The organism is Myxococcus sp. CA039A (genome assembly GCF_013336645.1).
GTDB lineage: Bacteria > Myxococcota > Myxococcia > Myxococcales > Myxococcaceae > Myxococcus > Myxococcus llanfairpwllgwyngyllgogerychwyrndrobwllllantysiliogogogochensis.
In genome coordinates this window covers 1-24,238 of record NZ_JABUMQ010000162.1, presented here as the reverse complement: position 1 = coordinate 24,238, position 24,238 = coordinate 1, and the positions used below count along the sequence as shown (strand labels likewise).

General features: G+C 68.0%; 20 protein-coding genes. 9 read left to right on the top strand and 11 right to left on the bottom strand.

Annotation, left to right across the window (positions count from 1 at the left end; genetic code table 11):
* A partial coding sequence (locus tag HR086_RS25705; protein WP_174466935.1) for a serine hydrolase occupies positions 1-450 on the bottom strand: 450 nt, incomplete at its 3' end.
* 109 nt (positions 451-559) lie between these two features.
* Here HR086_RS25705 and HR086_RS25700 point away from each other — a divergent pair.
* Entirely contained in the window at positions 560-1,174 is a 615-nt protein-coding gene (locus HR086_RS25700; RefSeq protein WP_174466934.1) for a hypothetical protein, read from the top strand.
* A 150-nt stretch (positions 1,175-1,324) separates the two neighbouring features.
* Here the strand turns inward: HR086_RS25700 and HR086_RS25695 are convergent, their stop codons facing one another.
* Positions 1,325-2,263 (bottom strand): LysR family transcriptional regulator, encoded by a 939-nt coding sequence (locus HR086_RS25695; RefSeq protein WP_141642506.1) that lies wholly within the window; start codon positions 2,261-2,263, stop codon positions 1,325-1,327.
* Between the two features lie 149 nt (positions 2,264-2,412).
* Between HR086_RS25695 and HR086_RS25690 the strand changes: the two genes are divergently transcribed.
* The 3 genes from HR086_RS25690 to HR086_RS25680 all read left to right on the top strand — a co-directional run bounded on the left by HR086_RS25690 (position 2,413) and on the right by HR086_RS25680 (position 6,472).
* On the top strand, positions 2,413-3,171 hold the full coding sequence (locus HR086_RS25690) for an SDR family NAD(P)-dependent oxidoreductase (protein WP_174466933.1): 759 nt from the start codon (positions 2,413-2,415) through the stop codon (positions 3,169-3,171).
* A 138-nt stretch (positions 3,172-3,309) separates the two neighbouring features.
* On the top strand, positions 3,310-4,836 hold the full coding sequence (locus HR086_RS25685) for a discoidin domain-containing protein (protein WP_174466932.1): 1,527 nt from the start codon (positions 3,310-3,312) through the stop codon (positions 4,834-4,836).
* A gap of 100 nt (positions 4,837-4,936) precedes the next feature.
* On the top strand, positions 4,937-6,472 hold the full coding sequence (locus HR086_RS25680) for a discoidin domain-containing protein (protein WP_174466931.1): 1,536 nt from the start codon (positions 4,937-4,939) through the stop codon (positions 6,470-6,472).
* Between the two features lie 68 nt (positions 6,473-6,540).
* On the opposite strand, the gene HR086_RS25675 is transcribed toward HR086_RS25680, so the two are convergent.
* The 5 genes from HR086_RS25675 to HR086_RS25655 all read right to left on the bottom strand — a co-directional run bounded on the left by HR086_RS25675 (position 6,541) and on the right by HR086_RS25655 (position 15,879).
* A complete protein-coding gene (locus tag HR086_RS25675) occupies positions 6,541-8,190 on the bottom strand; it encodes a cell wall anchor protein (RefSeq protein WP_254625349.1) in 1,650 nt (549 codons plus the stop codon).
* Positions 8,191-8,384: 194 nt separating this feature from the next.
* The gene (locus tag HR086_RS25670) at positions 8,385-10,067 is read right to left on the bottom strand and encodes a carbohydrate-binding protein (RefSeq protein ID WP_174466930.1); all 1,683 of its coding nucleotides are present in this window, start codon (positions 10,065-10,067) and stop codon (positions 8,385-8,387) included.
* Positions 10,068-10,199: 132 nt separating this feature from the next.
* The gene (locus HR086_RS25665; RefSeq protein WP_141642511.1) at positions 10,200-11,186 is read right to left on the bottom strand and encodes a methyltransferase; all 987 of its coding nucleotides are present in this window, start codon (positions 11,184-11,186) and stop codon (positions 10,200-10,202) included.
* 282 nt (positions 11,187-11,468) lie between these two features.
* Positions 11,469-15,026, bottom strand: coding sequence for a PepSY domain-containing protein (locus tag HR086_RS25660; RefSeq protein WP_174466929.1), 3,558 nt, complete (start codon positions 15,024-15,026; stop codon positions 11,469-11,471).
* A 253-nt stretch (positions 15,027-15,279) separates the two neighbouring features.
* Entirely contained in the window at positions 15,280-15,879 is a 600-nt protein-coding gene (locus tag HR086_RS25655; RefSeq protein WP_174457757.1) for a TetR/AcrR family transcriptional regulator, read from the bottom strand.
* A 107-nt stretch (positions 15,880-15,986) separates the two neighbouring features.
* On the opposite strand from HR086_RS25655, the gene HR086_RS25650 reads away from it, so the two are divergent.
* The 3 genes from HR086_RS25650 to HR086_RS25640 all read left to right on the top strand — a co-directional run bounded on the left by HR086_RS25650 (position 15,987) and on the right by HR086_RS25640 (position 18,898).
* Entirely contained in the window at positions 15,987-17,348 is a 1,362-nt protein-coding gene (locus HR086_RS25650) for a S9 family peptidase (protein WP_174457758.1), read from the top strand.
* A gap of 7 nt (positions 17,349-17,355) precedes the next feature.
* Positions 17,356-18,450, top strand: a complete 1,095-nt coding sequence (locus HR086_RS25645) for a BamA/TamA family outer membrane protein (protein ID WP_174466928.1) — start codon at positions 17,356-17,358, stop codon at positions 18,448-18,450.
* A gap of 91 nt (positions 18,451-18,541) precedes the next feature.
* A complete protein-coding gene (locus HR086_RS25640; protein ID WP_174457760.1) occupies positions 18,542-18,898 on the top strand; it encodes a hypothetical protein in 357 nt (118 codons plus the stop codon).
* Here HR086_RS25640 and cqsA read toward each other — a convergent pair whose 3' ends face one another.
* From cqsA to HR086_RS25620, 4 genes are all read right to left on the bottom strand, one after another.
* Positions 18,899-20,152, bottom strand: a complete 1,254-nt coding sequence (gene cqsA / locus HR086_RS25635) for an alpha-hydroxyketone-type quorum-sensing autoinducer synthase (RefSeq protein ID WP_174466927.1) — start codon at positions 20,150-20,152, stop codon at positions 18,899-18,901.
* A gap of 143 nt (positions 20,153-20,295) precedes the next feature.
* A complete protein-coding gene (locus tag HR086_RS25630; protein ID WP_141642518.1) occupies positions 20,296-20,862 on the bottom strand; it encodes an imm11 family protein in 567 nt (188 codons plus the stop codon).
* A 16-nt stretch (positions 20,863-20,878) separates the two neighbouring features.
* A complete protein-coding gene (locus HR086_RS25625) occupies positions 20,879-22,234 on the bottom strand; it encodes an AHH domain-containing protein (RefSeq protein WP_174466926.1) in 1,356 nt (451 codons plus the stop codon).
* Positions 22,235-22,441: 207 nt separating this feature from the next.
* Positions 22,442-22,873 carry a DUF4345 domain-containing protein gene (locus HR086_RS25620; RefSeq protein WP_174466925.1) on the bottom strand — a complete coding sequence of 144 codons (432 nt, stop codon included), beginning with the start codon at positions 22,871-22,873 and terminating at the stop codon, positions 22,442-22,444.
* A gap of 61 nt (positions 22,874-22,934) precedes the next feature.
* Between HR086_RS25620 and HR086_RS25615 the strand changes: the two genes are divergently transcribed.
* Both HR086_RS25615 and HR086_RS25610 read left to right on the top strand, forming a co-directional pair.
* On the top strand, positions 22,935-23,537 hold the full coding sequence (locus tag HR086_RS25615; RefSeq protein ID WP_141642521.1) for a TetR/AcrR family transcriptional regulator: 603 nt from the start codon (positions 22,935-22,937) through the stop codon (positions 23,535-23,537).
* Between the two features lie 150 nt (positions 23,538-23,687).
* Positions 23,688-24,230, top strand: a complete 543-nt coding sequence (locus tag HR086_RS25610; protein ID WP_174466924.1) for a hypothetical protein — start codon at positions 23,688-23,690, stop codon at positions 24,228-24,230.
* Positions 24,231-24,238: the final 8 nt, after the last annotated feature.

The window sequence follows — 24,238 nt, the reverse complement described above, 5'->3', positions numbered from 1 at the left end:
GAGTTGGGGGTGGTAGGTCCGGAGGAAGTCTCCGAAGAGGTTCGCGGAATAGTGGCCGAACGGGTCTTCGGGATTGCGAGGTGCCGCATCGAGATTGGGCGGCAGGTGGGGCATGCCAGAGGTGTGCGTGGCGAGCTGCTCCAGGGTGATTCGGCCCGCGTCCGCATCGGGGAGGAGCGAGCGGGGAATCACCTCGGCGAGCGGCATGTCGAGTCGTGCCTTGCCCTGCTCCATCAGGAGGCCCAGCAGGGCGCCGGTGAAGACCTGGGTGAGTCCGCCCAGGGAGAACAAGGCGTTGTCGGGAGGCGGTGTGCCCTTCCCTCGGAAGGCCTGGACGTGGTGCTCGCCGCGTGAGGTCAGGCCCGCGCACAGCGAAGCCGAGCGATAGCTCCGCACGTAGCGACGGGTCTCATCCTGAAGCAGCGTGGCGAGGGACGGAGGGGAGCTCACGGAGATTGTCTACACCATGGCGGACGCGGGCTGTGCGGAGACGTGTTGCCAGTTCGTGGTTGCCTGGACGCGCTGCCCTCTCCATGGTCAGCACCCAAGGAGGAAGCAAATGCCGACCGGACTTGCAGCGGATGGGACGTATGGGGCCGGAGCCCGACACACCTTCGACATGACGGCCGAAGAGGCGTGGCGGAACTGGGCGGAGGCGAAAGGCCTGGGGCGATGGCTCTCACCCGCACGGGCCTCGTTCAAGGAGGGCGACCTGACCACCCTCAAGGACGGGACGGACGTCGTCGTGATTCGGTCGAGGCCGCCAACCCTGCTCCGCATCCGACTGAATCGCATCGACTGGCCGCGCCCAAGGACCGCGCAACTCCGTGTCCTCCCCTCGGCGCGCGGCTACACCGTCGCCCTGCATGCGGAAGGACTTCCCGACGCGACGACTCGCGCTGACTACATCCAGCGATGGACGAAGGCCCTGACCGGCGAAGCCTCGGCGACCACGACGAAGGTCGCGGCGAATTCCGCCTCCGCGAAGAAGACCTCCACGCGGAAGACGGCGGTGACGAAGAGCGCGGCGAAGAAGACCTCCACGAGGAAGACGGTGGCGAAGAAGAGCGCGGCGAAGAAGCCTTCCGCGCGAAAGCCAGCGGCGAAGAAGCCGTCCACGCGAAAGCCCGCGGCGAAGAAGTCCTCAACGCGGAAGACGCCAGCCAGGCGCTGACGCCTGACGTCCAGCCCGGCGATGACGCCTGAGGTCCAGCACGACGCCCTCCAGGAATCGCCTTGAGCTGATAGCGACAGGACAGAGCGCCCTACGCCTCGACGAAGCGCTCTGCCTCCCGTCGATAAAGGGCGCCGCACCGGTCCTTCTTCACCGCCGGGCCGCGAGCTCCGTGACCTCACGCCGAGGCCTGAACGGCGCGAACAGCTCCACCGCCCAGTCCACGAACGCGCGGAGCTTGGCGCTCACGTGCCGGTTCTGCGGATAGACGATGAAGAGAGGGAACGGCGGCCCCTGCCACTCACCCAGGATTTGAACCAGCGCCCCGCTGTCCAGATGAGGCCGGGCCACGAAGGCGGGAAGCTGCGTCACGCCCAGCCCCGCCAGCACCGCCGACAAGTGCGCGGTGCTCTCGTTGACGGCCACGCTGGAGCGCCCCATCACATCGATGCGCTCGCCTTCCCGTGGGATGAAGGACAACGGCACGAGCCGTCCCGTCCTCGTGGAGAAGTAGCTCACGATGTCGTGGCCCTCCTGGAGGTCCGAGGGATGCACGGGCTTGCCCTTGCGCTTCAGGTACTCGGGAGTAGCGCACGACAGGAACTCCAACTCTCCGATGCGCCGCGCCACCAGCGACTGGTCCGGCAGTACACCTCCGCGAATCACGCAGTCCACGCCGTCGCCCACCAGGTCCACCGAGCGGTCACTCACCCCCAGCTCCAACTGGATGTCCGGATACTTCGCCCGGAACGCCGGCAGCGCGGGGATGAGCAGGAAGTTGGACACCGAGGACCCCGCGTCCACCCGCAGCCGTCCCCGAGGACGCGTCCGAGCGTTCGACACGTCCGCTTCGATGTCCTCCAGGTCCGCCAGGAGCCTCGCCGTGCGCTCGTAGTACGCCGCGCCCTCGGGCGTCACCGTCACGCGTCGGGTGGTGCGCTGGAGCAGCTTGACTTGAAGGTGCTCCTCCAACCCCTGGACCAGCTTCGTCACCGAGGGCTTGGGCATCTTCAACGTGTCCGCGGCCCGGGTGAAGGTGCCGGCCTCGACCACGCGGGCGAACACCCGCATCGCGGTGAGCTGATCCATGGAGTCGTCCTCGAAGCGGCCCGAAGGGAAGTCCCGGGCTCCGGCGATTATTACTCGAATGGAAACAGTCCTGTCCCAGGCCCGGCGTTTCTCCCGCGAGGCGAGGTCCCTACCCTTGCCTCATCGAAACCCCACACCGGAGACACGCCATGACGAAGACACGCAAGAACCTCGAAGGCAGGGTGGCCCTCATCACCGGAGGCTCGCGCGGCTTGGGCGCGGCCATCGCCCGGGCCCTGGCGGATGAAGGCGCGGACGTCGCCATCAGCTACGCCTCCTCCGAGATGAAGGCCCAGGCGCTCGTCGAGGAGCTGAAGACGCGCGGAGTCCGCGCCGCCGCGTTGAAGGCCGACCAGGCCTCGGCCCAGCAGGTGGAGGCCCTGGTCAACGAGGTCGCCCGGCGCTTCGGCCGGCTCGACGTGCTCGTCAACAACGCGGGCATCTTCCACACCGCCGTCGTCGGAGACCCCGCCAGCGACCTCGAGGCGCTCGAGCACCAGTTCTCCGTCAACGTCCACGGGGTCGTCGCCGCCGTCCGCTCCGCCGTGCCCCTGCTGCGCGAAGGCGGGCGCATCATCTCCATCGGCTCTGGCATCGCCAGCCACACGCCCTTCGCGGGGCTCGGAGACTACGCCGCCACCAAGGCCGCCATCGCCGCATACACCCGAGGCTGGGCTCGCGACCTGGGCCCCCGAGGCATCACCGTCAATCTCATCCAGCCCGGCCCCATCGACACCGACATGAACCCCGCCACCGGCGCCAGCGCCCCGGTGCAGCGCGCCGGCACCGCGCTCGGACGCTACGGCCAGCCCGAGGAGATCGCCGCCGCCGTCGCCTTCCTCGCCAGCCCGCAGGCCTCTTTCGTCACCGGCGCCACCCTCGACGTGGACGGTGGCTTCAACGCCTGAGCTCCAGGCTTATGCCCCGTGGGTACATTTGCAACAAAGTTGCACATCAATTCCTTGCAAAAACAAGGGATTGGAGATTCTCCTTAACACCGCGCTCAACAAACCCAATCATGTGAGTCCTTTCCCGAAAGGCCTCCCATGACCTGGAAACCCCGACGTCTCCTCGCCGCGGTCCTGTCCCTGCTCGCCCTGCCCGCATGGGCGCAGTCGACGAATGTCGCGTTTGAAAAGGCCTCTTCGGCGTCCTCGGTGCATGCCAATGGAGCCCCCTTGCTGTATGGGCATGCCAAGGCGTTCAACGGCATCCTCAACACCGAGGACCGGTGGGCCTCCGCCACGCCGCCCGCGGCGTCGACCCCGGAGTGGCTGGAGGTGGACCTTCAGGCGGTGTATCGCATCGACGGGCTCAGACTGCACTCCGGCCGAGACACCACGGTGGGACTGCAGATGCTCGACTTCGACGTCCAGCATCGGTTCGCCGCCACGGACAGCTTCCAGCCCATTGCCGGCGCCTCCGTCACCAACAACACGCTGCCCACCTGGACGTTCCAACTCGCCCAGCCCGTGGAGACGCGCTACGTGCGCCTCCTGTGCAAGCGCGCGTCAGGCGACGGCCTGTGCCGGGTGCGGGAGCTGGAGGTGCTGGGTGTCCGCCTCGCCAACCAGCCGCCCACCGCCTTCGCGGGCCACGACACGGCCGTCGTCGTGCCAGCCAGCACGGTGCAACTCCCGGGAACGGCCATTGATGGCGATGGCACCATCGCCAGCTACGTCTGGCAGCAGGTCTTCGGCCCCACGCCGGCCACGCTGACGGGAGCAACGACGTCGACTGTGAGCGCCAGCGGGCTGACGAGCGGGACGTACATCTTCCGCTTCACCACCACCGACAACGGCGGCTCCACCGCATCCGACACCGTGAGCGTCACGGTGCATCCGAGCACCGCGCCGGTGGACCCGCGCGCGGGCAAGCTTCACGTCTGGTCTCGCGGCGGCAGCTACGACACCGCCGTCTTCCTCCCCATCGAGTACGGCGCGCTTCCAGCGAAGAAGTATCCCCTGGTCCTCTCGCTGCACGGCCGGGGCGGCACCACGCTCACCGCGAACCACACCCAGGTGCTCGGCAACCCGGAGGGCTTCATCCGGCAGCTCATCCCCGGCAAGCCCATCGTCAACACCTACCCCGCCGTCGTCATCGCGCCCAATGGGCCCAACATCGGGGGGGCCCATGACACCTGGTGGGACTCGGCCCGCACCCACACCCTGGTGCTGCAGGCCATCAGTCTCTACAACATCGACCCGGACCGCGTGACGATGACGGGCCTCTCCTTCGGCGGCGGGGGTGTGAATGAGCAGATGCTCTCGTACCGGAGCACCTACGCCGGCGGCATGCCGGTGGCCTACACCACGCCCCTGGCCAACCCGGTCTGCATCCTCGAGGACTTCCCCCTCTGGGCCGCGGGCAACGTGGGCGACGGGACATTCAACGCCTGGAAGTGGACCAACCCCACCGACGGCCTGCTGACGCAGGTCCGGCAGTGCCCCGGCTACACCGGCGAATTCCAGGTCACCGTGATGCCGGGAACCACGCACAGCGGCTGGGATGAATTCTGGAGCCGCCCCGACGCGCAGAACTGGCTCGTGAGCCAGGTGCGCCAGACGCCCTGAGCTTCACGACGGGGCGGAAGCGGGTGGAGGTGCCTTCCGGCATCACATCTGCTTCTGCCCTCGCATCACATCTGTCTCCCCACCCCCGAAAGGCGTCCGCATGCCCTGGCACCCCCGGAGTCTCGCCACAGCGCTGTGTGTCCTCTTGCTTCCCCTGTCCCCCGCCGCCCTCGCGCAGTCCACCAACGTGGCGCTCGGCAAGCCGTCCTCCGCGTCGTCCGTGCATCCCATCGGTTATCCCGACACCTTCGGGCACGCCAAGGCGTTCAACGGCGTCTTCAACAGCCCGGATGACCGCTGGTGCTCGGGCGTCAATCCGCTGCCCTCGAATCCGGAGTGGCTGGAGGTGGACCTCCAGGCGCTGCACCGCGTGGACAGCCTCACCCTCTACTTCGGCAAGGACGACACGTTTGGCCGGATGGTGGACTTCGACATCCTCTACCGGGCGAGCAACACCGCCGACTACCAACTGGTGCCAGGAGGCTCCATCACCGGCAACACCCTGCCGGGCCGGACCTTCACCTTCACCCAGCCCCTGGACGCGCGTTATCTGCGAGTGCAGTGCAAGCTGGGAGCGGACGACAACTACTGCCGCGTGCGCGAGTTCCTGGTCTTCGGCGCCCTGCAGGGCAACCAGCCTCCGTCCGCCTTCGCGGGCAATGACGTCTCCATCACCCTGCCCGTCAGCACCGCGCAGTTCCAGGGCTCGGCCAGCGACTCGGACGGCACCGTCACCGGTTACGCCTGGACGCAGGTCTCCGGCTCGACGACGGCCACGCTGTCATCACCCACCGCGCAGTCCCCGAGCGCCAGTGGCCTCTCGCAAGGCGTCTATGTGTTCAGGCTCACCGCCACGGACAACGGCGGGGCCACGGGCTCGGACACGGTGAGCGTCACGGTGCAGCCGGCGACACCCTCCGCGGACCCTCGCGCGGGCAAGCTCCACCTCTGGTCTCGTGGCAACAGCTACGACTCGGCCGTCTTCCTGCCCAAGGACTACGGCACCGTGCCCGGCAAGAAGTACCCGCTCGTGCTCTCCCTGCACGGCAGGGGTGGCACCACGCTGGACCCGAACCACACGCAGGTGGGGAGCAACCCGGAGGGCTTCATCCGACAGCTCATCCCGGGCAAGGCGCTGGTCGACACCTTCCCTGGCATCGTCGTCGCGCCCAACGGACCGAAGATCAACGAGGCCATCGACACCTGGTGGCACGCCCCCGGCGTCCACGCGCTGGTGCTGGAGGCCATCACCCTCTACGGCGCCGACCCGGAGCGCGTGACGATGACGGGCCTGTCGTCCGGCGCCGCGGGCGTGAATGACCAGATCGCCACGTACCGGAGCACGTATGCCGGCGCCATGCCTCAGGCGTACTTCCCGCCGTTCACGTCGCCCATCTGCTTGATGGAGGCCTTCCCCATCTGGGCCGCGGGCAACGAGGACGACGGCACGTTCGGCGCGTGGAACTGGACCAACCCCTGGGATGGCGTCCAGCCGCGCGTCCGCGCCTGCCCGGGCTACACGGGAGAGTTCCAGGTCACCGTGAATCCGACGGGTGGACACAGCGGCTGGGACATCTTCTGGAGCCGCTCCGACGCGCAGAACTGGCTCGTGAGCCAGGTGCGCAAGGCCCCCTGACCTCGTCGGCTGGCGCCCCTGGGTGTCCCCGGACGAAGCACGCTCCGGGGACACCTGGGTTCAACCCGCTACTGACGCAGGACGCGCTTGAGCTTGAAGGGCGAGGGGCTCTCGCTCATCGTGTAATAGCTCGCGCCGCTCGGGTCGTACTCGATGGCCTCGCCCTGCCCTTCCACCGTGTCCGTGAGGGTGACGGGCGCCGCCGCGAAGGCCGTCTCGAAGGCCGCTCCCGGCGCCGCGCGGAACTCATACACGGTCTTGTACGTGCGCAGGATGAAGCGGTTGGAGCACGGGTGGATGGCCGCGGACGTGGTGTAGGACCAGTTCGGCTGGTCCGGAACCACGGGCAGCTGGAGGTTGGACACGAAGATGAGCGTGGACTGCACGCCCGGCGCCGGCAACGGATTGGGCATCTTGTACACCTTGCTCAACCCCGAGCCGGACTTGGTGATGATGTAGATGTCCGCGGTGACGGGGTGGACCATGATGGCCTCGGCGTCCTTGCCGCCATCCGGGTACACGAAGGGGAACTGCTGCGCCGTCAAATCCCCGCTCGTCTGGCCCGCGCCGATGTTCGGCTCGGGGATGCGGTAGACGTAGAACGTGTTCGGAGGGATGGGCAGGCTCGCGCTCGAGCGGCCAATGTCTCCCATGTAGATGCAGAAGCCTGTGGGGCACGGCCCGGTGGCCACGTCTTCCCAGTCCTGCGGCGTCACGCCCGCCACCTTGAAGGAGCCCAGCGTGGCCGCGGTGGTGGTGCTGATGGCGACGATGTCGTTGACGTCCTCGTTGTGGACGTAGATGGCGCCCGGGGTGACGCGGCTGGCGGCCAGGCCCGACGGCTCGACGATGAGCGGCGCGGACACGTTGCCCATCAGCGTCCACGTCGTGGCGAAGGTGTCACCCACGGTGCACGTGGGCGCGTCCGCGGCCCGGAGCGCGACGACCTGCGCGATGTTGGTGTTGGGCAGCGTCGACACGCCGTTGAACGCGGGCTGCACGCCCGCCGCCCCCAGCTCCTTCCACGCCATGTCGAAGAGGATGCCCCGGTCCGAGGACTGCAGGCACGCCTCGAAGGCCTCGGTGAACCCCGTGGGAGGCGTCAGCGGGTCAACGGGGCACGTGGCGCCCGCCCACAGCTGCGAGCCGAACCACACCGCCAGCCCGTTCGCCGAGGTCGTGGTGATGGCCGGGCTGTCCATGGTCGCCAGGTTGCCGTTCTTCTGGCCGCTCTGCGCGTCGATGGGGTTGGTGGGGTTCGCGCCGGAGAACGCGGAGATGCTGCCGGCGACGTAGTAGGCGGCGTCGAAGGTGAACGCGTAGCTCGCCGGCTCCGAAGCCCCGGCGACCTTGTAGAAGACCCACGCCTTTATCTGGGACGCGCTCTGGTCCGAGCGAAGGAATGTCCAGCCCGCGGGCGCCGTCGCCACCGCCGCCACGTTGTTGCGGTTGCTGAGGCGCACCAGCAGCACGTCACCCGCGACGGTTCCCGCCGGCTTGGTGAGCGTCAGCGAGGTGACAGTCTTGCCCCAGGCCGTCGTGCTCGCCCGGTGGCTCACCGAGGACACCGCCTGCCGCGCGGCCCCCACCGACGCCGGAGCCTCCTCCGAGCTGCTCGGCGCGGACTCGGACTCCAGCGGCCCGCAGGCGCCCAACGCCAGCAATGAGACTGATACAACCCAACGTGAAACACCCTGACTGAAGACCTTCAATGTCATTCCAATCTCCCGAAGAGCAGCTCGGTGATGCCGCCTCGCTATCGAGCCCTGCTATCTCAGGAAATGGGAAAAGATGGGAGAGACACGTTGAGAAAAACAGAAGTCTCAACAGCACATGTCAGCCATTGCTGAAAACTTCCACGGCAACCATCCGAGCGGAGGTATCTGATTCCGCCCGGATGGTTCGTTTCACCCTACGGCGCGACGTCCAGGAGGCCCACGCCGCGCTGGGCCCACTCAGTGCCGGGCGCGGTGCGCAGGTCATCCACGGGCACGGGCAGGTGCTCCCACTGCGCGGAGTTGGCCGGCGGGGGCTTGTTGGTGTTCTGGACACGCGCCCGGTACAGCTGCCCGTCATGCATCACCAGCGCGCCCGCCGCGTACGTCATCTCGGGGGAGCCGGGCGCCAGGGTGGCCTTGTCCGTCCAGCGCTCCAACTGGCGCGTCGTCGTGCCGGCCGGCAGGCCCGTGTCGACGAACGTCAGCGCGGTGACGGCCCCATTCACGTTGCCGGTGGCCGTCACCGAGCCCACCGTCCCGCTGCCACCCGTCAGGCCGGAGATGAACCGGCGGCTGCCCTCCCAGCGGTTCTCCTTCAGGGTGATGGGCGCGGTAATCGTCCCCGCCTTGCTGAGCACGACGCCCGGGTCCGTGGCGGTCGGGTAGACGCCCTGGTAGCCGAAGTCGAGTCCCCGGAAGGCATTGCGCTCCCAGTTGAACCGGGCCCCCGCGCCGACCGTGCCGCCGAACCAGATGCCCAGCGACAGCGTGTCCGCGAAGTAGTTGTCGGTGAACTCCACGTTGAGCGGCAGGTCTCCGGTCTCCGGCTGCGCGAAGAAGTTGAGCAGCGCGCCGGCGCCGCCCACGAAGACGTTGTGGTGGAAGCGGATGGTGCCGCCGCGCACCTGGGCCTGGGAGTTGTTGTCCTGGTAGTTCGCGAAGGCCGCGCGCCAGTCGATGGCGCCGTAGGCGAACACGTTGTGGTGGACCTCCGTGCCGTCGCCCAGGTTCTGAATCTGGAGGGACTCCGTCCCGGTGCGCACCAGCCGGTTGTTGTAGACCTTCAGGTTGGAGCCCAGCGGCGTGGGCGCGCCCTGCGTGGAGCCGAAGTAGATGGCCTCGCTGGCGGTGTCATGGATGTAGAGGTCGTGCAGTTTGATGTCGTTGAGCGGCGACACCGTGCCGTCGCTGTTCTTCTCGCGGAGGATGCGCAGGCCCGCGAAGCCCGCGCGGGTGATTTCCAGATACTCCAGCTCGAAGCTGTGCGCCCCACCGATGCCCAGCCCCATGTGGCCGTCGCCCAGGAAGATGTCGTCGCTGAGGATGCCGTAGCGCTCCCGCGACGTCGCATATGCGCCACAGCGGTGCCCCGGAAAGTCCGCGTGGCCCGTGCCCGAGTCCGCGTCATAGCGGCCGGTGAGCACCCAGTTCGAGCCGCCACTCATGGCCCAGATGTAGCCCTGCGAGGACCCTGGATTGGGGCGGATGACCACCTGGCCCCCCGTGTTGGTGATGACCAGCGGGCGGCTCGCCTGACGGTGAGGCAGGTTGCCCAGGTTGATGAGCGTGTAGTTCCCCGCGGGGATGTAGAGCCGGTCCAGCGTGCTCCAGTTCGTGGACGGGAAGCGGGCCTGCACATCCGGGATGTACATCTCTCCGTTCGCGGAAGGCCCGGGCAGCGTGAGCGTGGTGCCGGGCGCACCGAAGCGGCCAAAGGGCTCGCACGCACCGGCGACGCCACCATCCCCCTGCGTGGAGCCACCATCCGTCGGTCCCGCGTCCGCCTGGAGGTCGGGCCCCTCATCCCCGGGTGAGTCGCCCGAGCACGCCGAGGCGAGGCAGACCATCAGACACAGGACGCAGAGGCTCCGAATCATGGTGCGGCTCCCGAGGGGAAGAAGCCGCCAAGCCTAGCCCGATTTCACAAGTGGTCCGCGCACCCCGCACGCGGACCTCCTGCCCCACTCTTGTTACCCAGTAACATCTTCAACGAAATAGCGGGTTTAGGTTCAGGCCACCTTGCCCACCAGGATGGAGTAGGGGCTGTGGGTGGGGATGATGCGGTCCAGCTTGAAGCCCCCCTCGGCGAACAGGGCATCGTATTGGACCTGCGTGCGCTCGCGCCCGCCGGCCAGCGACAGCATGACCAGGTCCATCACCATGGCCGGGTGCAGCTCCGGGCCCTCGGGCAACATCATCTCCATCACCAGCACTTCCGCGTGGGGCGGAGCCACCTGGCGAATCTGGCGAAGGATGGAGATGGCCTGCGGGTCCGCCCAGTCGTGGATGATGTTGCTCAGGATGTAGGCGTCGGCGCGGGGCAGCGGCCCCACGAAGAAGTCTCCCGCCTGCGTCTTCATGCGGGGGTGCGGCTGGGAGTTCTGCACCACGTCCGGCAGGTCGAACAGCGTGCCCTGGGAGCGAGGCGTGGCGTCGAGCACCGCCGCCAGGATGTGGCCCCGGCCGCCGGCGATGTCCGCGATGTGCTCGTAGCGGTGGAACTCCATCGCCTGGAGCACCGCCGCGATGGCCATGTGCGACTTGCCCGTCATCGCCGCGTCGAAGACACGGGCGTCCTCCGGGTGGGCCCGCAGGTAGGGCCAGAGCCCGCCCGGCGTCACGGCCTCGCAGGCCGTCTGACCCGTCCGCGAGGACACGCCCAACGCTCCGGCCGAGCGCCAGTTGATGTCGTCTCCGAACATCAGCACCAGGGACTTCAGCGAGTGGGCGTGACTGGCCTTCAGGTGCTCGGAGTACTCGGTGTGGACCCAGCCGCCCCCGCGCCGCTCGAACACCCCGTGCGCCGCCAACAGCCGCATCATCCGGTGGAGCGAGTCGGCGTGCGCCCCCGTCGCCCGCGCCAGCTCCTCGCTGGTCATCGGTGTATTGCCCAGGACATCCGCGACTCCCAGCTGCGCGACGAGATGCAGACACCGTGGGGCGAAATATCCAGTGCTGAGATTGAAGATGAACGCCGGGGCTGGAAGCTGTTGCATGCGCGCTCCTGGTCAGCAGGGCTTGAATTGCCTGCAAAGTGAAATTCTAGCTGGACCCTGGAACGAAGCAGACACCCCCGCATACCGCCTTGCCTTCAATTGAACACAGCTGCTGTAGCCATACAGTCCAAAGCCTGACGTGACGCATCTGGCCGCGGCGCGACGAAGGACGGTGGAAATCTCGCCCTGGAGGGCATGACCCTGGAGGGCTGGGTGGGGAATGACAACACCGCCAGCCCTGGCGCGCGGGGCGTCAGGGCTGGCGGCCTTGGACGGGAGGGATTAGCGCGTGGCGCGCGTGCGTCCCTGGGTGGCCTTGGGGCTGGTCGGGCCGGATGCGACGGCCGCCGCCACGCCGAAGACGACGTCGTCATTGTCGTCGTAGAGGCCGAAGGTGCAGCTCGACGCCGGGCTGGAGGCCTCCACGAATTGCGCCCGGAGGGCGTGCTGGCCCACGGTGCTGCCCACCGTGAAGGTGTGGCTGAACGTCCGCGCGCCGCTGCCCGTGCACGTCAGGCCGGCGACGAGCTGCGTCCACAGGGGGAAGCCCGACACGGGGGCGGTGTAGAGGTTCAGCCGGTCCGTGGCGTCGTAGCACCACACCGTCACGTCCACCTTGACCTGCTTGCCCGGGGTGATGGGTCCACCGTCCACGCTCTTGAGCACGACGCGGTCGATGCTCTCGTCGAAGTGGTAGAAGCCGAAGGGGCCGTCCGGGCAACCATCGAGCGTGTTGGGCGTGTTGGGCTCGGCCGCCAGGAACTGGCTGCCCCGGCTGTTGACGAGCGTGCCGGTGTCACACCCGCAGCCCGTCCCGCATGCGGGCGTGCCGAGCGAGGCGTCATACGTGGCCAGCGTCGGAGACGTGCAGGTGCCACCACCCGCCTGGGTGGTGAAGCTGAAACCGGTGCTGTAGTTGCCAGCGCCGCAGGCATCCACCGCGCGGGCCCGCCAGAAGTACTGCGTGTTGGCGGTGAGCGCGGGCGTGACGCTCCAGGTGCTGCTGGTGAGCGCCGTGGCGGAACGCACCACGTTGGAGAAGCCCGCGTCAGACGCCACCTGCACCTCGTACGCGGTGGCGCCCGTGACATCGCTCCAGTCGAGCGCCGGGGCCAGCGCGACGTTGGCCGCCCCGTTGGCCGGGGTGGACAGCGTAGGCGCCGCCGCCGGCTGACACGTGGTGTCCGCGGTGGTGAAGCGGAAGGCCGTGCTGTACGCGCTGGTGCCGCAGCCGCTCACCGCGCGAACGCGCCAGAAGTACGGCGTGTTGGCCGTCAGCGCGGGGGTCACCGTCCACGTGCTGCTGGTGAGCGAGGTGGCGGAGCGCACCACGGTGCCGAACCCAGCGTCCGTGGCCACCTGCACCTCGTACGTGGTGGCGCCGGACACGTCCGCCCAGTCGAGCACGGGGGCCAGCGCGACGTTCGCCGCGCCATCCGCCGGCGTGGAGAGCGTGGCGGTGCCCGGCGGCGTGCAGGGGCCTCCGGCCGTCGCGCAGACACACGCGGCGGCGGGGCCGTAGCAGGCGGTGGAGCTGGCGGGGACGACCGAGTAGCAGTACTGCCGCCCGTTGGCGACCTCGGCATCCGTGTACGTGGTGCCGGAGACGGTGGCGACGCGCACCTTGCCAAAGTCACAGCCGGCGTAGCCGTCCGTCTTCATCACCCAGTACTCGCTCGCGCTGGGCACCGAGTTCCAGCTCAGCGCCACCTGGCCGTCGCTGGGGCTCGCCGTCGCGGTGGGCGCCGTCTTCGGGCCCGTCGCGCAGCCGCCGTTGGTGGGGGCGGGCGTGGAGCAGGCGATGCCGTGACGGTTGAAGGCCGCGTGGATGGCCGTCATGTGCGGCGTGCCGTCGTTCAGGTTGCCGTTGTCGTCATCCGCCGCCAGCCACTGCATGTAGCCATGGCTCGCGCCGCAGCCGTCGGACGTGCCCGCCGTGCAGTTGCAGGCGTGCCACGAGCCCACGTTGCCGCTGCCCTGGTAGAAAATCTTGTTGCCGATGATGAAGGCGGTGTTGGAGTCGTAGTTGAACGGCGCGGCCTGCAAATCGCGAGCGACCAGGTCCCACGCGGCCTGACGCACCGGCGCCGCGGCGCAGTGCACCTGCCGACCGCAGGGCCCCGTCCCGGAGGAGCAGCGCGAGCACACGAAGTTCTGCGGCGTGGCAGGCGTCTGGTTGACGTGCGCCAGGTAGTCCGCGTCGCGCACACCCGAGCAGCGCGCGTTGCACCACGTCCCGCCCGCCTGCGCCTCGTTCTGGTTGTAGCCCGTGCCGTCCGGCGTCTTGCCGCAGCCCAGGTCCGTGGTGGCGAAGAAGCCGTAGCCCACGCACGAGGCCTGCAGCCGGTAGATGGACGCGATGTCCGCGTACGCCTCGCTGGAGTTGGAGAGCGCGCCGCCGGAGTCGAAGTCGTCCATGCCGTGGCCCCACTCGTGGTCGAACACGGCGGCGATTTCACCCGTGTTCCGGCAGCCTCCGCCGCTGCGGTAGAAGTTGACCGTGGAGCCGTTCCAGAAGGCGTTGCACGTGCTGTTGATGTTGACGTTCGCGGTGAGCTGCCCCTGCAGCCATGTGTTGCCCGGCAGCCAGCCGCGCCCCAGCTCCGCGATGCGGTTCAGCTCGTAGAAGGCCGAGCGCGAAGCCGGCGTGTTGCCCGCGCCGCCGCCGCCCGTGGCGCAGTCATGCTGGCCGTTGGTGCCACCCAGCTGGATGTTGCCGGTGGCCGAGGTGGTGCTCGGCGAGCCGCAGGTGTCGCTGACGCGCACGTATTTGCCGGCCAGCGTCGTGGTGACGCTGCCGGAGCTGTAGTTGAGGACGCCGGCGCTGTCCGTGAAGTTGTTGGGCGCGGCAAGGCCCGTGTTCGCCCAGGGCATCGGCGAGTCGACCTGCATCGTCCCGCACGTCGTGTTGGACGGGCAGATTTCCGTGTTGCTCAGCGGGTAGATGCCGCCCTTGATGGTGGCATCCAGGTAGTGGTTGTCATCCTCCAGGGCGAGCACCTCGCCGGAGTGTGCGTCCACCGTCACCTTCCAGCGCTCCGTCTCCCCGGGGTTCTGGAAGCCATACGTCCAGACGAGCTGGTGGCGGTAGCCCTCGCCAAAGCCCGCGTCCGCGCGAGCCAGCGGGGCCATCTCCAGCGTGGGCGCCTGCCACAGCGTGCCCGGCGTCTCCAGGAGGCCGAAGCGCTCACCGCCCGCCGTCAGCGCCTGCTCGGGGCTCAGCGTGGGCCGCGTGGACGCGGTGACGTTGCTCCACGCCTCGGTGCCCAACAGGACGAGGTTGCCGTGGTTGATGGTGGCCACCAGCTGGCCGTGACGCACGGGGATGCCATCCACCTGCTGCGGCACCCGCACGTGCCAGAGCACGTCGGTGACTCGCGTGACTTTCGGCTCGTCCAACTGCAACAGGTCCACGCCCAGCGCGGCCTGGTTGTCGTTGAGGAACTTGAAGAGGATGTCCGCGACGACGGCGGCATCCACCTCCCCCGTGGAGCGGCCGAGCTGCTGCTGGAGCGTGGACAGGCTCACCGTGTTGCCCACGCCCTTGCCGGGGATGAGCGGAATGGCGCCCTGGATGGCGGTGGGCGAGCCCGTCAGCGGGTCCAGGTACACGTGGAAGTCCCGCCCGTTGCGCGCGAAGAAGTCCTCCCAGACGCCCGGCCCCGCGCCCTTCAACTTCGAGCGGGCGTCCTCCAGGGAGATGTTGGAGATCGGCAGGTAGAGCTCCGGCTTGAAAAACGCCTGGCTCGCCAATGAGCTGGGTTGTGAGGGCTGGAGTGCCCACGCCAACGCGCTGCTACACAGCACGAGACAGGCTAGCCACTTCGACACGAGACGCATGCGGTCCTCCCGCGAGTCACGAATGACAGACACTCCCCCCTGGGAGCACCCGCTCAGTCGAGCCCGTGCGTTGTGACGAGGAAATCGCTACTTTCGAGAAGTGTCGGACCAGCCAGAACATCAATTGCCACGCGGAGCTAGACAGCCCACGGCTGAACAGTCACCAGGACTTCCAGTCTGACGTATCTAGGTGGGCGCGAAATCATCCATTGCACTGGAGTTGACGCTCCGCGCCGCGTTTGACGCGCTCCGCTCAGCCAGGGAAGAGCAGACGCGAGGACTGTTTCACCCACGCGCGCCGCGTCTCCAGCGTGCGGAAGTCCAGGAGGATGAGCTGGTCGAACACGCGCGGCATCATCGACATCAGCGACACCGAGGACCAGATTTGCGTGAGCGCCAGCCGGCGCCGCTCCTCCGTCAGGTGAGAGGTGTCCGGCGCGAGCTTGCCCGACAGCGCCTCCAGGAACGCGTTGAGCTCCCGGATGGCCGCGCCGTCGTAGCGCTGATGCACGAGCGCGTCGTGGAGGTGCGCGTGGGCGATTCGCGGGTAGCGCCCCACGTTGCCGATGACGTCCTCCAACAGCGTCTCGAAGGCCTCGCGGATGCCCAGCCCCTCGGCGCGCAACCGGTCGAAGTCCACCAGCACGTGGCCGAAGGCCTGCTCCAGCGTCGCCTCCAGCGCCTGGGCAATCAGCTTCTCCTTGCTGCGGAAGTAGTAGCTGATGGCCGCGCTGTTCACCTGCGCCTCACGCGCGATTTCCCGGATGCCCGTGGCGTCCAGACCGTCCCGCTCCAGGCAGACGATGGTCGCCCGGAGGATGCGCTCCCGGGCGTCCTGCTCCTTGGTTCCCATGTGCGCCAAACCCTTGAAACAACGGGACATTGAGCCCCGCGCTTGACGTCGGAGCCCGATTCAATCTATCGATTCAATCAACTGATTAATTCCGGAGATTGAATCCCATGAACAACCCAGGACGCGACAGTAGCGCAGGCGGACTCTCCCGACGAGGCGTGCTGGTGGGGACGGGGCTGTTCGTGGGCGGGGCCGCCGTCACCACGGGCTCTCGCCGGCTGATGGAGCCCGAGTCCACGGACGTCGTCGGCCTGAATCCCCGGAGCGACGCCTGGTACGACCTGCGGCTGTCGGGGGACGGGCTGATGGACAACCAGCTGCTCTGGTTCCTGGGGCATGCGACACACGGCCAGGCGGACGTGTCGGATGTGATGGAGACGGCCAAGCGGATGCGGCCCGGGGACGAGCGCAGTTGGTTCGAGGCGTGGCTCCAGACGGCGACGCGGGTGCATGGGCTCGCCACCACCGCGGAGTCCAAGGGTCACCGGCTGAGCGCGGGACAGGCGTATGCGCGGGCGGCGAACTACTACCGCGCGGCGACGATGCACTACACGGACACGGCGGACCCGAGGCTGCTCGAAGTCACGCGGACCTCGGCGGCCACGTTCGAGAAGTCCAACGCGTTGCTCGACTTCGACATCCAGCCGCTCGAGATTCCCTACGAGGGCACGAGCCTTCCGGCGTACTTCGTCCGCTCGCCTCACGCGAAGCCCAGCGCGCCTGTCCTGCTGCTGCACCAGGGCCTGCATGCGTGGCCGGAGGAGACGAAGTGGGTCTGGGAGGGGGCGCGAAAGCGGGGCTACCATGTGCTGATGTTCCATGGGCCGGGGCAAGGGCGCGCGCTGCGCGAGAAGGGCCTGAGCTTCCGGCCGGACTGGGAGAAGGCGGTGAGCCCCGTGGTGGACGCGGCCGAGCGCATCAGCGGCGTGGACCCGCGCCGCATCCTCCTGATGGGTTTGTCGTTTGGTGGAGCGCTGGCGCCCCGGGCGGCGGCGTTCGAGCCTCGGCTGGCCCTGTGTATCGCGAACCCCGGAGTGCTGAGCTGGTGGGAGTCGCATGCCGCGCACTTCAATCGCTTCCTGCCCGGGTCGCTGGCGTTGTTGAAGTCGCACCCGGAGGCGTTCGACGAGGCGATTCTCGGGCTCGCTTCACGCTGGCCCACGGCGAGCTACTGGTTGAAGGACGTCTTCTGGAAGCATGGGGCGAAGACGCCGTCGGAGCTGTTCCGCAAGCTGGAGGAGTTCACCAACGAGGCCATCGTCGAGCGCATCCGCTGCCCGGTGCTCATCATGGAGGGCGAGGCGGAGGACGTGTCGCCGGGGCAGTCGCGCAAGCTGTACGACGCGCTTCGCGGACCCAAGCACTTGATGAACTTCACCCAGGCCGACGCCGCGCCCCTGCACTGTCAGGCGGCCTCCACCGCGCTCGCGGAAGAGCGGATGTTCGACTGGCTCGACGAGAACGTGTGAGCATCCCATGACACCGTTCTCACTCGTGACAGTGCTCGGCGTCCTGCTCGCCTCCACGCCCGAGGTCGTACCGGAGACTCCGCCCCAGGCGCCCCTGGATGGGCGCGGGAAGTTCAGCGTCGTCCCCTTCGTCCTGCCCGCGTATCAACCGGAGACGAGCTTCCTGCTCGGGGGCGCGGGCTCGCTCGTGTACCAACCTCCGGAGGGCAGTGGCCGCAGGGAGTCCCAGGTACTCCTGGCCGCGGCGGCGAGCGTGCGGGGACAGTTCACCGTGCTGCTCCAACCGGATGTGTACTTCCTGGAGGACCGGCTCAACCTGACGGCGACGCTCAGCGCGGCGCGCTTTCCGGACCGGTTCTACGGCATGGGGGCGAACACGCGGGTCGCCGACGAGGAGGACTTCACGCCCGTCTTCTTCGAACTGGAGCTGAGTCCGAAGTGGCGAATCGCTCCCCGGCTGTATGTCGGGCCCACGCTGCGCGCGCAGCACGTGCGAATCACGAAGCGGGCCGAGGACGGCGCGGTCCGGAACATGCCGGGCGCCGAGGGCGGAGACACGCTCCAGTTGGGGCTCACTGGCCTGTATGACTCGCGGGACAACACGCTGAATCCCACCACGGGCTTCCTGGGACGGCTGAACCTGCGCCGGGCGAGCGGGGCATGGGGTTCTGATTACACGTTCGGACTCTTGCGCCTGGATGCCCGGCGCTATGTGTCACTGCCGTGGGGACAGCGGCACGTGCTCGCGTTTCAAGGGTTGGTGGAGCTGAGAGATGGCGAGCCGCCCTTCTATGACACGGGGAGGCTGGGCGGCATGGAGCTGAGCCGGGGTTATCTGGAGGGGCGGTTCCGCGAGCGCCAGCATCTGGGGGCACAGGTGGAGTACCGGGCGCCGCTGTTCTGGAGACTGGGAGGCGTGGCCTTCGCATCGGCGGCGACGGTGTCGCGGAGCCTGAAAGACCTGGACACGGGGGACATCAAGCCCGCGGGCGGCGTGGGCCTGCGCTTCGCACCGCTCTCGGATGTCCCGGTGAACATCCGGCTCGATGTGGCGTATGGCTCGGAGCCGAGCTTCTATCTGAACATCGGCGAGGCGTTCTGAGCGTCGTTCGTCCCCTGCTCCCTTGCTTGCGCGGCGACGCGTCGGAACCTATGAGTGCGGGTATCACGCAGGTTCACGACGCCGTCCGCCCATGACGCTGAACGAAGCACAGCAGAGCATCTGTCATCGAGCAGGGGCTGAGTTCTCGCCCATCCCAGCCGGCACGCGAGTGGCCATCGCACGAAACCTGCGGTCCGGGGCCATGCCGATATACGGCGTGCGGTACAGCACCCAGCCGGGCGGTGTCGGCTGGTTCTTCTGGGCGGGAGAAGGGGAGCTCAGTACCGATGTGGACTACTTCCAGGCGCTGCACGTCGAGCACCTGGAGGAGTGGTGTCCTCTGGTGTTGCCCTACCTGGCCCTTCCACCCGGGTGGCGCTTCCTGACCGATGGCGAGGTGGATGACGTGTGGTTTGACCAGGCCGTCCTGGACCGACCCATTCCCTGACTACGCTGGGAGCGCCGCTGACGAGACGTCCGCGTGGCGCCGGGTGGAGGCCCAGCTCGACAGGCCCACTTCGTCCCGGATTTCCCGGCACGCGTCGACGACGTGGTCGAGGTCGTCCTGGCTCAGCTCGCTGTGAACGGAGAGGCGCACGAGCGAGTGCCTCACGGGCGTGGCCGGGTCGCAGAACACCGAGCCGAAGATGCCCCGCGCTTCCAGCGCGTCCTTGAGGCGCAGTGTTCGAGACTCCAGACCGGATTGCAGGGCGAGAATCTGCGCCGTGCCGCCGTCCAGGTCGTAGCCCAGTTCTTCCAGACGCCCGCGCAGGGACGCGGCATTCGCGTGCAGCCGTTGACGACGTGCGTCCGCGTCGCGGATGAGGTCCAGCGCCGCCAGCAACGCCGCGATGTCGTGTGGCAGTACGGCGGAGCTGAAGACGGCGGGGCCCGAGGTCATCTCGAAGTAGCGCTCGAAGCCGCGCATGCAGGCGACGAAGCCGGCACGTCCGACGAAGGCCTTGGACAGGCTCGCGGTCCGGAAGTGGACGTGCTCCAGCAGCCCCTGCCCCACCACCATCCCCGCGCCACGGGGCCCGTGCGTTCCCAGGGAGTGGGATTCATCCACCAGCAACACGCAGCCATGCCGCGAGGCGAGCTCCGCCACATCCGCGAGCGGGCAGACGGAACCGTTCGTGCTGTAGACCGAGTCCACCGCGATGACACCGGGACCCAAGCGCGCGATGCGCCGCCGCAGGTCATCGACGTCATTGTGACGAAAGGGCACGGCAGTGGCGCCAGTGCTCCGGATTCCTCTCCAGAGAGACACGTGCGCCATCCGGTCGATGTAGACAGGCACCTGCTCGTCCGCCAGACACTCCAGCAGGCCCACATTCGCACAGTAACCGGACTGACACAGGATGCCTGACTCCGCGCGAAGCAACGCGGCGAGCCGCTGCTCCAAGGTATGCCGAGGATGCTCTCCGCGCTGGAACACACCCGACATCATCACGCCCAACCCTTCCCGGGAGACGGCATCCATCGCCGCGTGGGCGAGCCGGGGGTGTTTCGAGAGGGAGAGATAGTCATTGCCGTTGAGCAGGATGGCTCCTGGCCCGGGGGACAGACCGTCGAGGATGTGTCGCGGCGACTCCCAGCGCTGAATCCGCTTCTCGAAGTCGTGGAGCTTGCGCTGCAAGAAGCCAGGGACTGGAGGGCTGACGCCTTCCGTCGCCTTCGACTCGGGTGCATGGTCTGTCATGGCACCGGAGAGAGGTTCGACGCTGGCGATGTGACGCAGACAGCCCGAGGACACTCACTTCCGCGAACGCGCGCGGAGCGAGGAGTGGAGCACTCGCTGGGATGTTCCGCCCCTGTCTGCTGCCAGCCGAGGGGGGGCCGCCCTTAAACTTCCGTGAACGACACTCCGGTGGCTCCGCCGCGCTCCAGTGCCTCCTTGATGGTGTCGGAAACGATGAGCGCAACGGTCCATCCCCAGGTACGAAACACATGGGCGTCGTCGACTTTCGCGATGTTGATTCGCAGCCCATCCACGTCGCGATACTCCCCGGTCTTCTCAGGTCGTCCATCTTCCGGGAGCCAGAGCTCCACCTCCCGGGATGCCTTGTCGTCGATGCACTGTATCGTCTGGGTTGCGACCAGGATGCAGTACTGGTCGGGCTGCCCCTCTATCTCCACCGGGAAGACCTGGACAGCCGATGGAGCCAGCTCCAGGAAGACAGAAGCGACCCGGATGTGAACCACGGGGATGGCAAGGCCCGTCAAGGTGAAGTCGAGCGCCTTCCCAGCGCGCGCCACGGGGAGCTGCAGACGGCCCGGCTCGGGAATGGGTGTCCCATTCGTGAAGCGCCAGGGGTCCACTTCCTGCCCGCTCGAATCGGTGGGACTCCGGAGATGCCAGCGCCCTGGCACGGCAACGTCGTCGGTCAACCGGAAGTATCTCTTGGGCATCGTGATGAACCTTGCGTCATTCTCGCCGAGTCACCAGCGCGTTCAAGCGAGTACCTGGTGTGCCGATCTGCCGTGCCAGCCTCTTGAGCTCCTCGGTCAGGGCATCGCGGCATCGCAGCATCGTTCCGCACCCCCGCATCGCACCCTGGAGCCGGTCAAGAATCCGTTGGTGGTATTCCTCGGGATGAGGGCCCTTGTGCCCAGCGACCCGCACGATGTTGGCGGGGTCGTTCAGCGACATCCCCGCCTGGTCGAAGACTTCTTGAAACTTGGGCGACCAGGGCCCGTCGTTGTAGGTCGCCTCCCACCACTTGTCCGTGGCGATGTGGTGGTCGTGCCCCTTCGCATCCACCGGGCCCACGGCCGCTCCACCCAGCCCCTGCGCCGTCGCGGACACCGCGTCGGCGGCAACCGCCAGGGTGACGACCTCGCCCACCACCGCCACGGCCCGCACTTCCCCCACGGCCGACAGGACGACTCCCGCCTGGGATGCAGCCTGCACGGACGCTTGCGCCGAGCCGGGCAGCATCGGCACCTTCCCCGCGAAGCCCGCCGCTGTGTTCCCGATGGCCACCGTCGCGAGCAGCGCGAAGGCTCGCGCCGCATTCCGGCCCATCACCTTGCCGTACCGCTCGCCAACCACCCGCAGCTCATCGAACGTCCGAGCCCGGTCCGCCTCCTCCATCAACCGCGCGAAGCCCGTCGTCAGACTCCAGAACGTGTCAACGCCCAGGTAGGCAATCAGCGTCGCCGTCATCACCGCCGCCAGCCCCTTGCTCGCTGGCTCCGGCACCGTCCAGAGAATCAGGTACATCGTCCCCGTCCACATCGCCGCCGCCACCATCGCGCTCGGGTCGGCCATGTCCTGGAACGCCTCCAACATCTCTTCGAGCACCGCCCCATGCGCGAGCGCCATGGCCAGCGCGTAGCGGCCATCCCCTTCCAGCCGCGTGCCATCCACCAACACCTGGAGACAGTCGCCACGCCTCCCTGTCCGCTCGCACCACTCCAGATAGGCGCGCGTCATGGCCCGCTCCGGCTCGGTGGCCTCCACCTCCAGGTGCGCACCCGACTCCAGCGGCGTCACGCGACGGGTGCGCGCATCGAATCGGTACTCACCTCCTCGCGCACCCATCTCGAAAAGGCGGCGCGCCGCCTCCTGGGCCTTCACGGGAAGACGAACTCCTCGCCCCTCAAGACCCATGGCCCGCATGAACTCGTCTTCGTCCAACGCGACAGGCGCGGAGTCAGCGGCGCGTGGAGTGAATGCGATGACCTCGCCGCTCCCCGTCTCCAAGCGCACACCACGCGTCGTGACACACCCCGTCAACAGCGACACGAGCAACAACACGACAGCGCAAGGCAGCCTCATCCGACACGCTCCCCGCAGAGGCCCCGGGCTCCGGACACAAACAAGTACACGGGGGCAACGGCGATGAAGCGTAGCACTCAAGGCGGACAACGGAGTCCACCCCACCCCTTGGGCGACAACGACCCGCTGCGCGCGCGATGCAAACCATTGCACCCGCCAAGAGCATCCGATTCGCGACGGCAGGCTCCCCCAGGGCGCCCATTCTTCCTAGACGCTCGGAACCGCTTCCGGAGGCGTCAGGGGGCGCGGGTTCGCGCGCTCGCGGCCCAGCAGCAGCGCCGCGCAAAGAGTGCCAATCAACAGCTCGGCGACCATCGCCGCCACCAGCTCGGGCGCGGGCGCGCCATCCAACACCAGGCTCAGGACTCGCGACACGCCATAGGACAAGTAGAGCGTCGTCGACACCACCAGCGAGGTGAAGGTCATTCGAGGCCAGAGCGCCCCGGCCATGATCAACAGTCCGCAGGCCAGCAACGCCCCGCCCGGAGCACGCACCTCGCTCAGCAGGCTGACCTGGCCGCCAAGGTCGATGCCACTCCAGCCATGGAAGACCTTGGGGATGAACAACAGCGGCGTGCCAATCAGACTCCCACTGACGCCCGCGACCAGGAGCACCGTCTTCGTCACTCTGTTCCGCATCGCCGTCCTCGCTTGACACCGTGTCAATTGACTCGACAGTGATTATTCGCGACTTTACATCATGTCAAGTGAATCACCCGAGACGCGGACCCGCATCCTCGCGGCCGCGCTGCACCTGTTGGAGACCGGCCAGGGCCAGGCGGTCCGGATGAGTGACATCGCTCGGAAGGCCGGGCTCAGCCGGCAGGCCGTCTATCTGCATTTCGGCACGCGGGCGGCCCTGCTGATCGCCACCACGCTCTATCTGGACGAACTCAAAGACGTGCGGGCGCGCCTTGTCCCCAGCCGCACCGCCCGAAGCGGCGTCGAGCGCCTGGACGCCTATGTCGGAGCCTGGGCCGACTACATCCCGGAGATTCGAGGCGTGGCCAAGGCGCTGATGGCCATGAGCGACACCGACGAAGAGGCCGCCGCGGCGTGGCGCAAGCGCATGGAGGACATGCGCGAAGGCTGCGCCGCCGCCGTCGCCGCGCTCCGCGCCGATGGCACCCTCTCACCCGACTTCACACCGGGCGAGGCCACCGACCTGCTCTGGACGCTGCTGTCGGTACGGAACTGGGAACACCTGACCCTCGAGCGCGGCTATGCACAGCCACGCTACAAGGACCTGCTGCTGCGCACCGCGCGGAGGCTCCTGGTCCGCGCCCCACGCTCCGCCACCTGAGCTGCGCCTCGAACGCACAAGGGCCGCGCGCACCACGACCCGCTGCTCACCCGCGCCACCCGCTGCGCGCTGTGCAATCCGTTGCACGCCTCCCTCCCACGGTCCGCAGGCGGTGAGCGCGAGGTACACCGGTTGCAATCCCGCGAGTCCATGTCCACGCGCCTCTCCCTTCTCGTCCTGGTGTTTCTCGGGGCCCCCTTGTCCGCGCGGGCCGATCCCTACCTCCCCAACAACGAGCGCTGGTTCACCATTGGCCCGCTGCTCAGCGCGACACCGCTTTCGAGCAAGCCCCAGCTGGGCCTGGGCGTGGAGACCACCTTCAACGTCCTGGACGGCATCACCGCCCTGGGCGTCTTCGGCCAGGCCCAGTGGATGACGGAGGGCCACGCCCGCCTCGGCGCGGGCATCCAGGGCACCCTGGTCTTCGGTGGCGTCGAGCTCGGGGTGATGCACGAGACGGGCACCCGCGAGCACCTGCCCACCACCGGCCTGCACATCGCGCCCTTCGTGACGTTCGTCTTCGGCTCGGTGGGCGTGCGCTTCGGCATCCCCCTCTCCGAGCCAGGCGCCGCCGGCCCCGGCCTGCCCGGACGCACCCGGCACGGCCGTGAGGTGGGACTCGTCCTGACAGCCAAGATTCCGGCGAAGTGGACCTCGAAGGGCACCCTGGAGCCCATGTTCCCCTGGGACTAGGCCCCTCC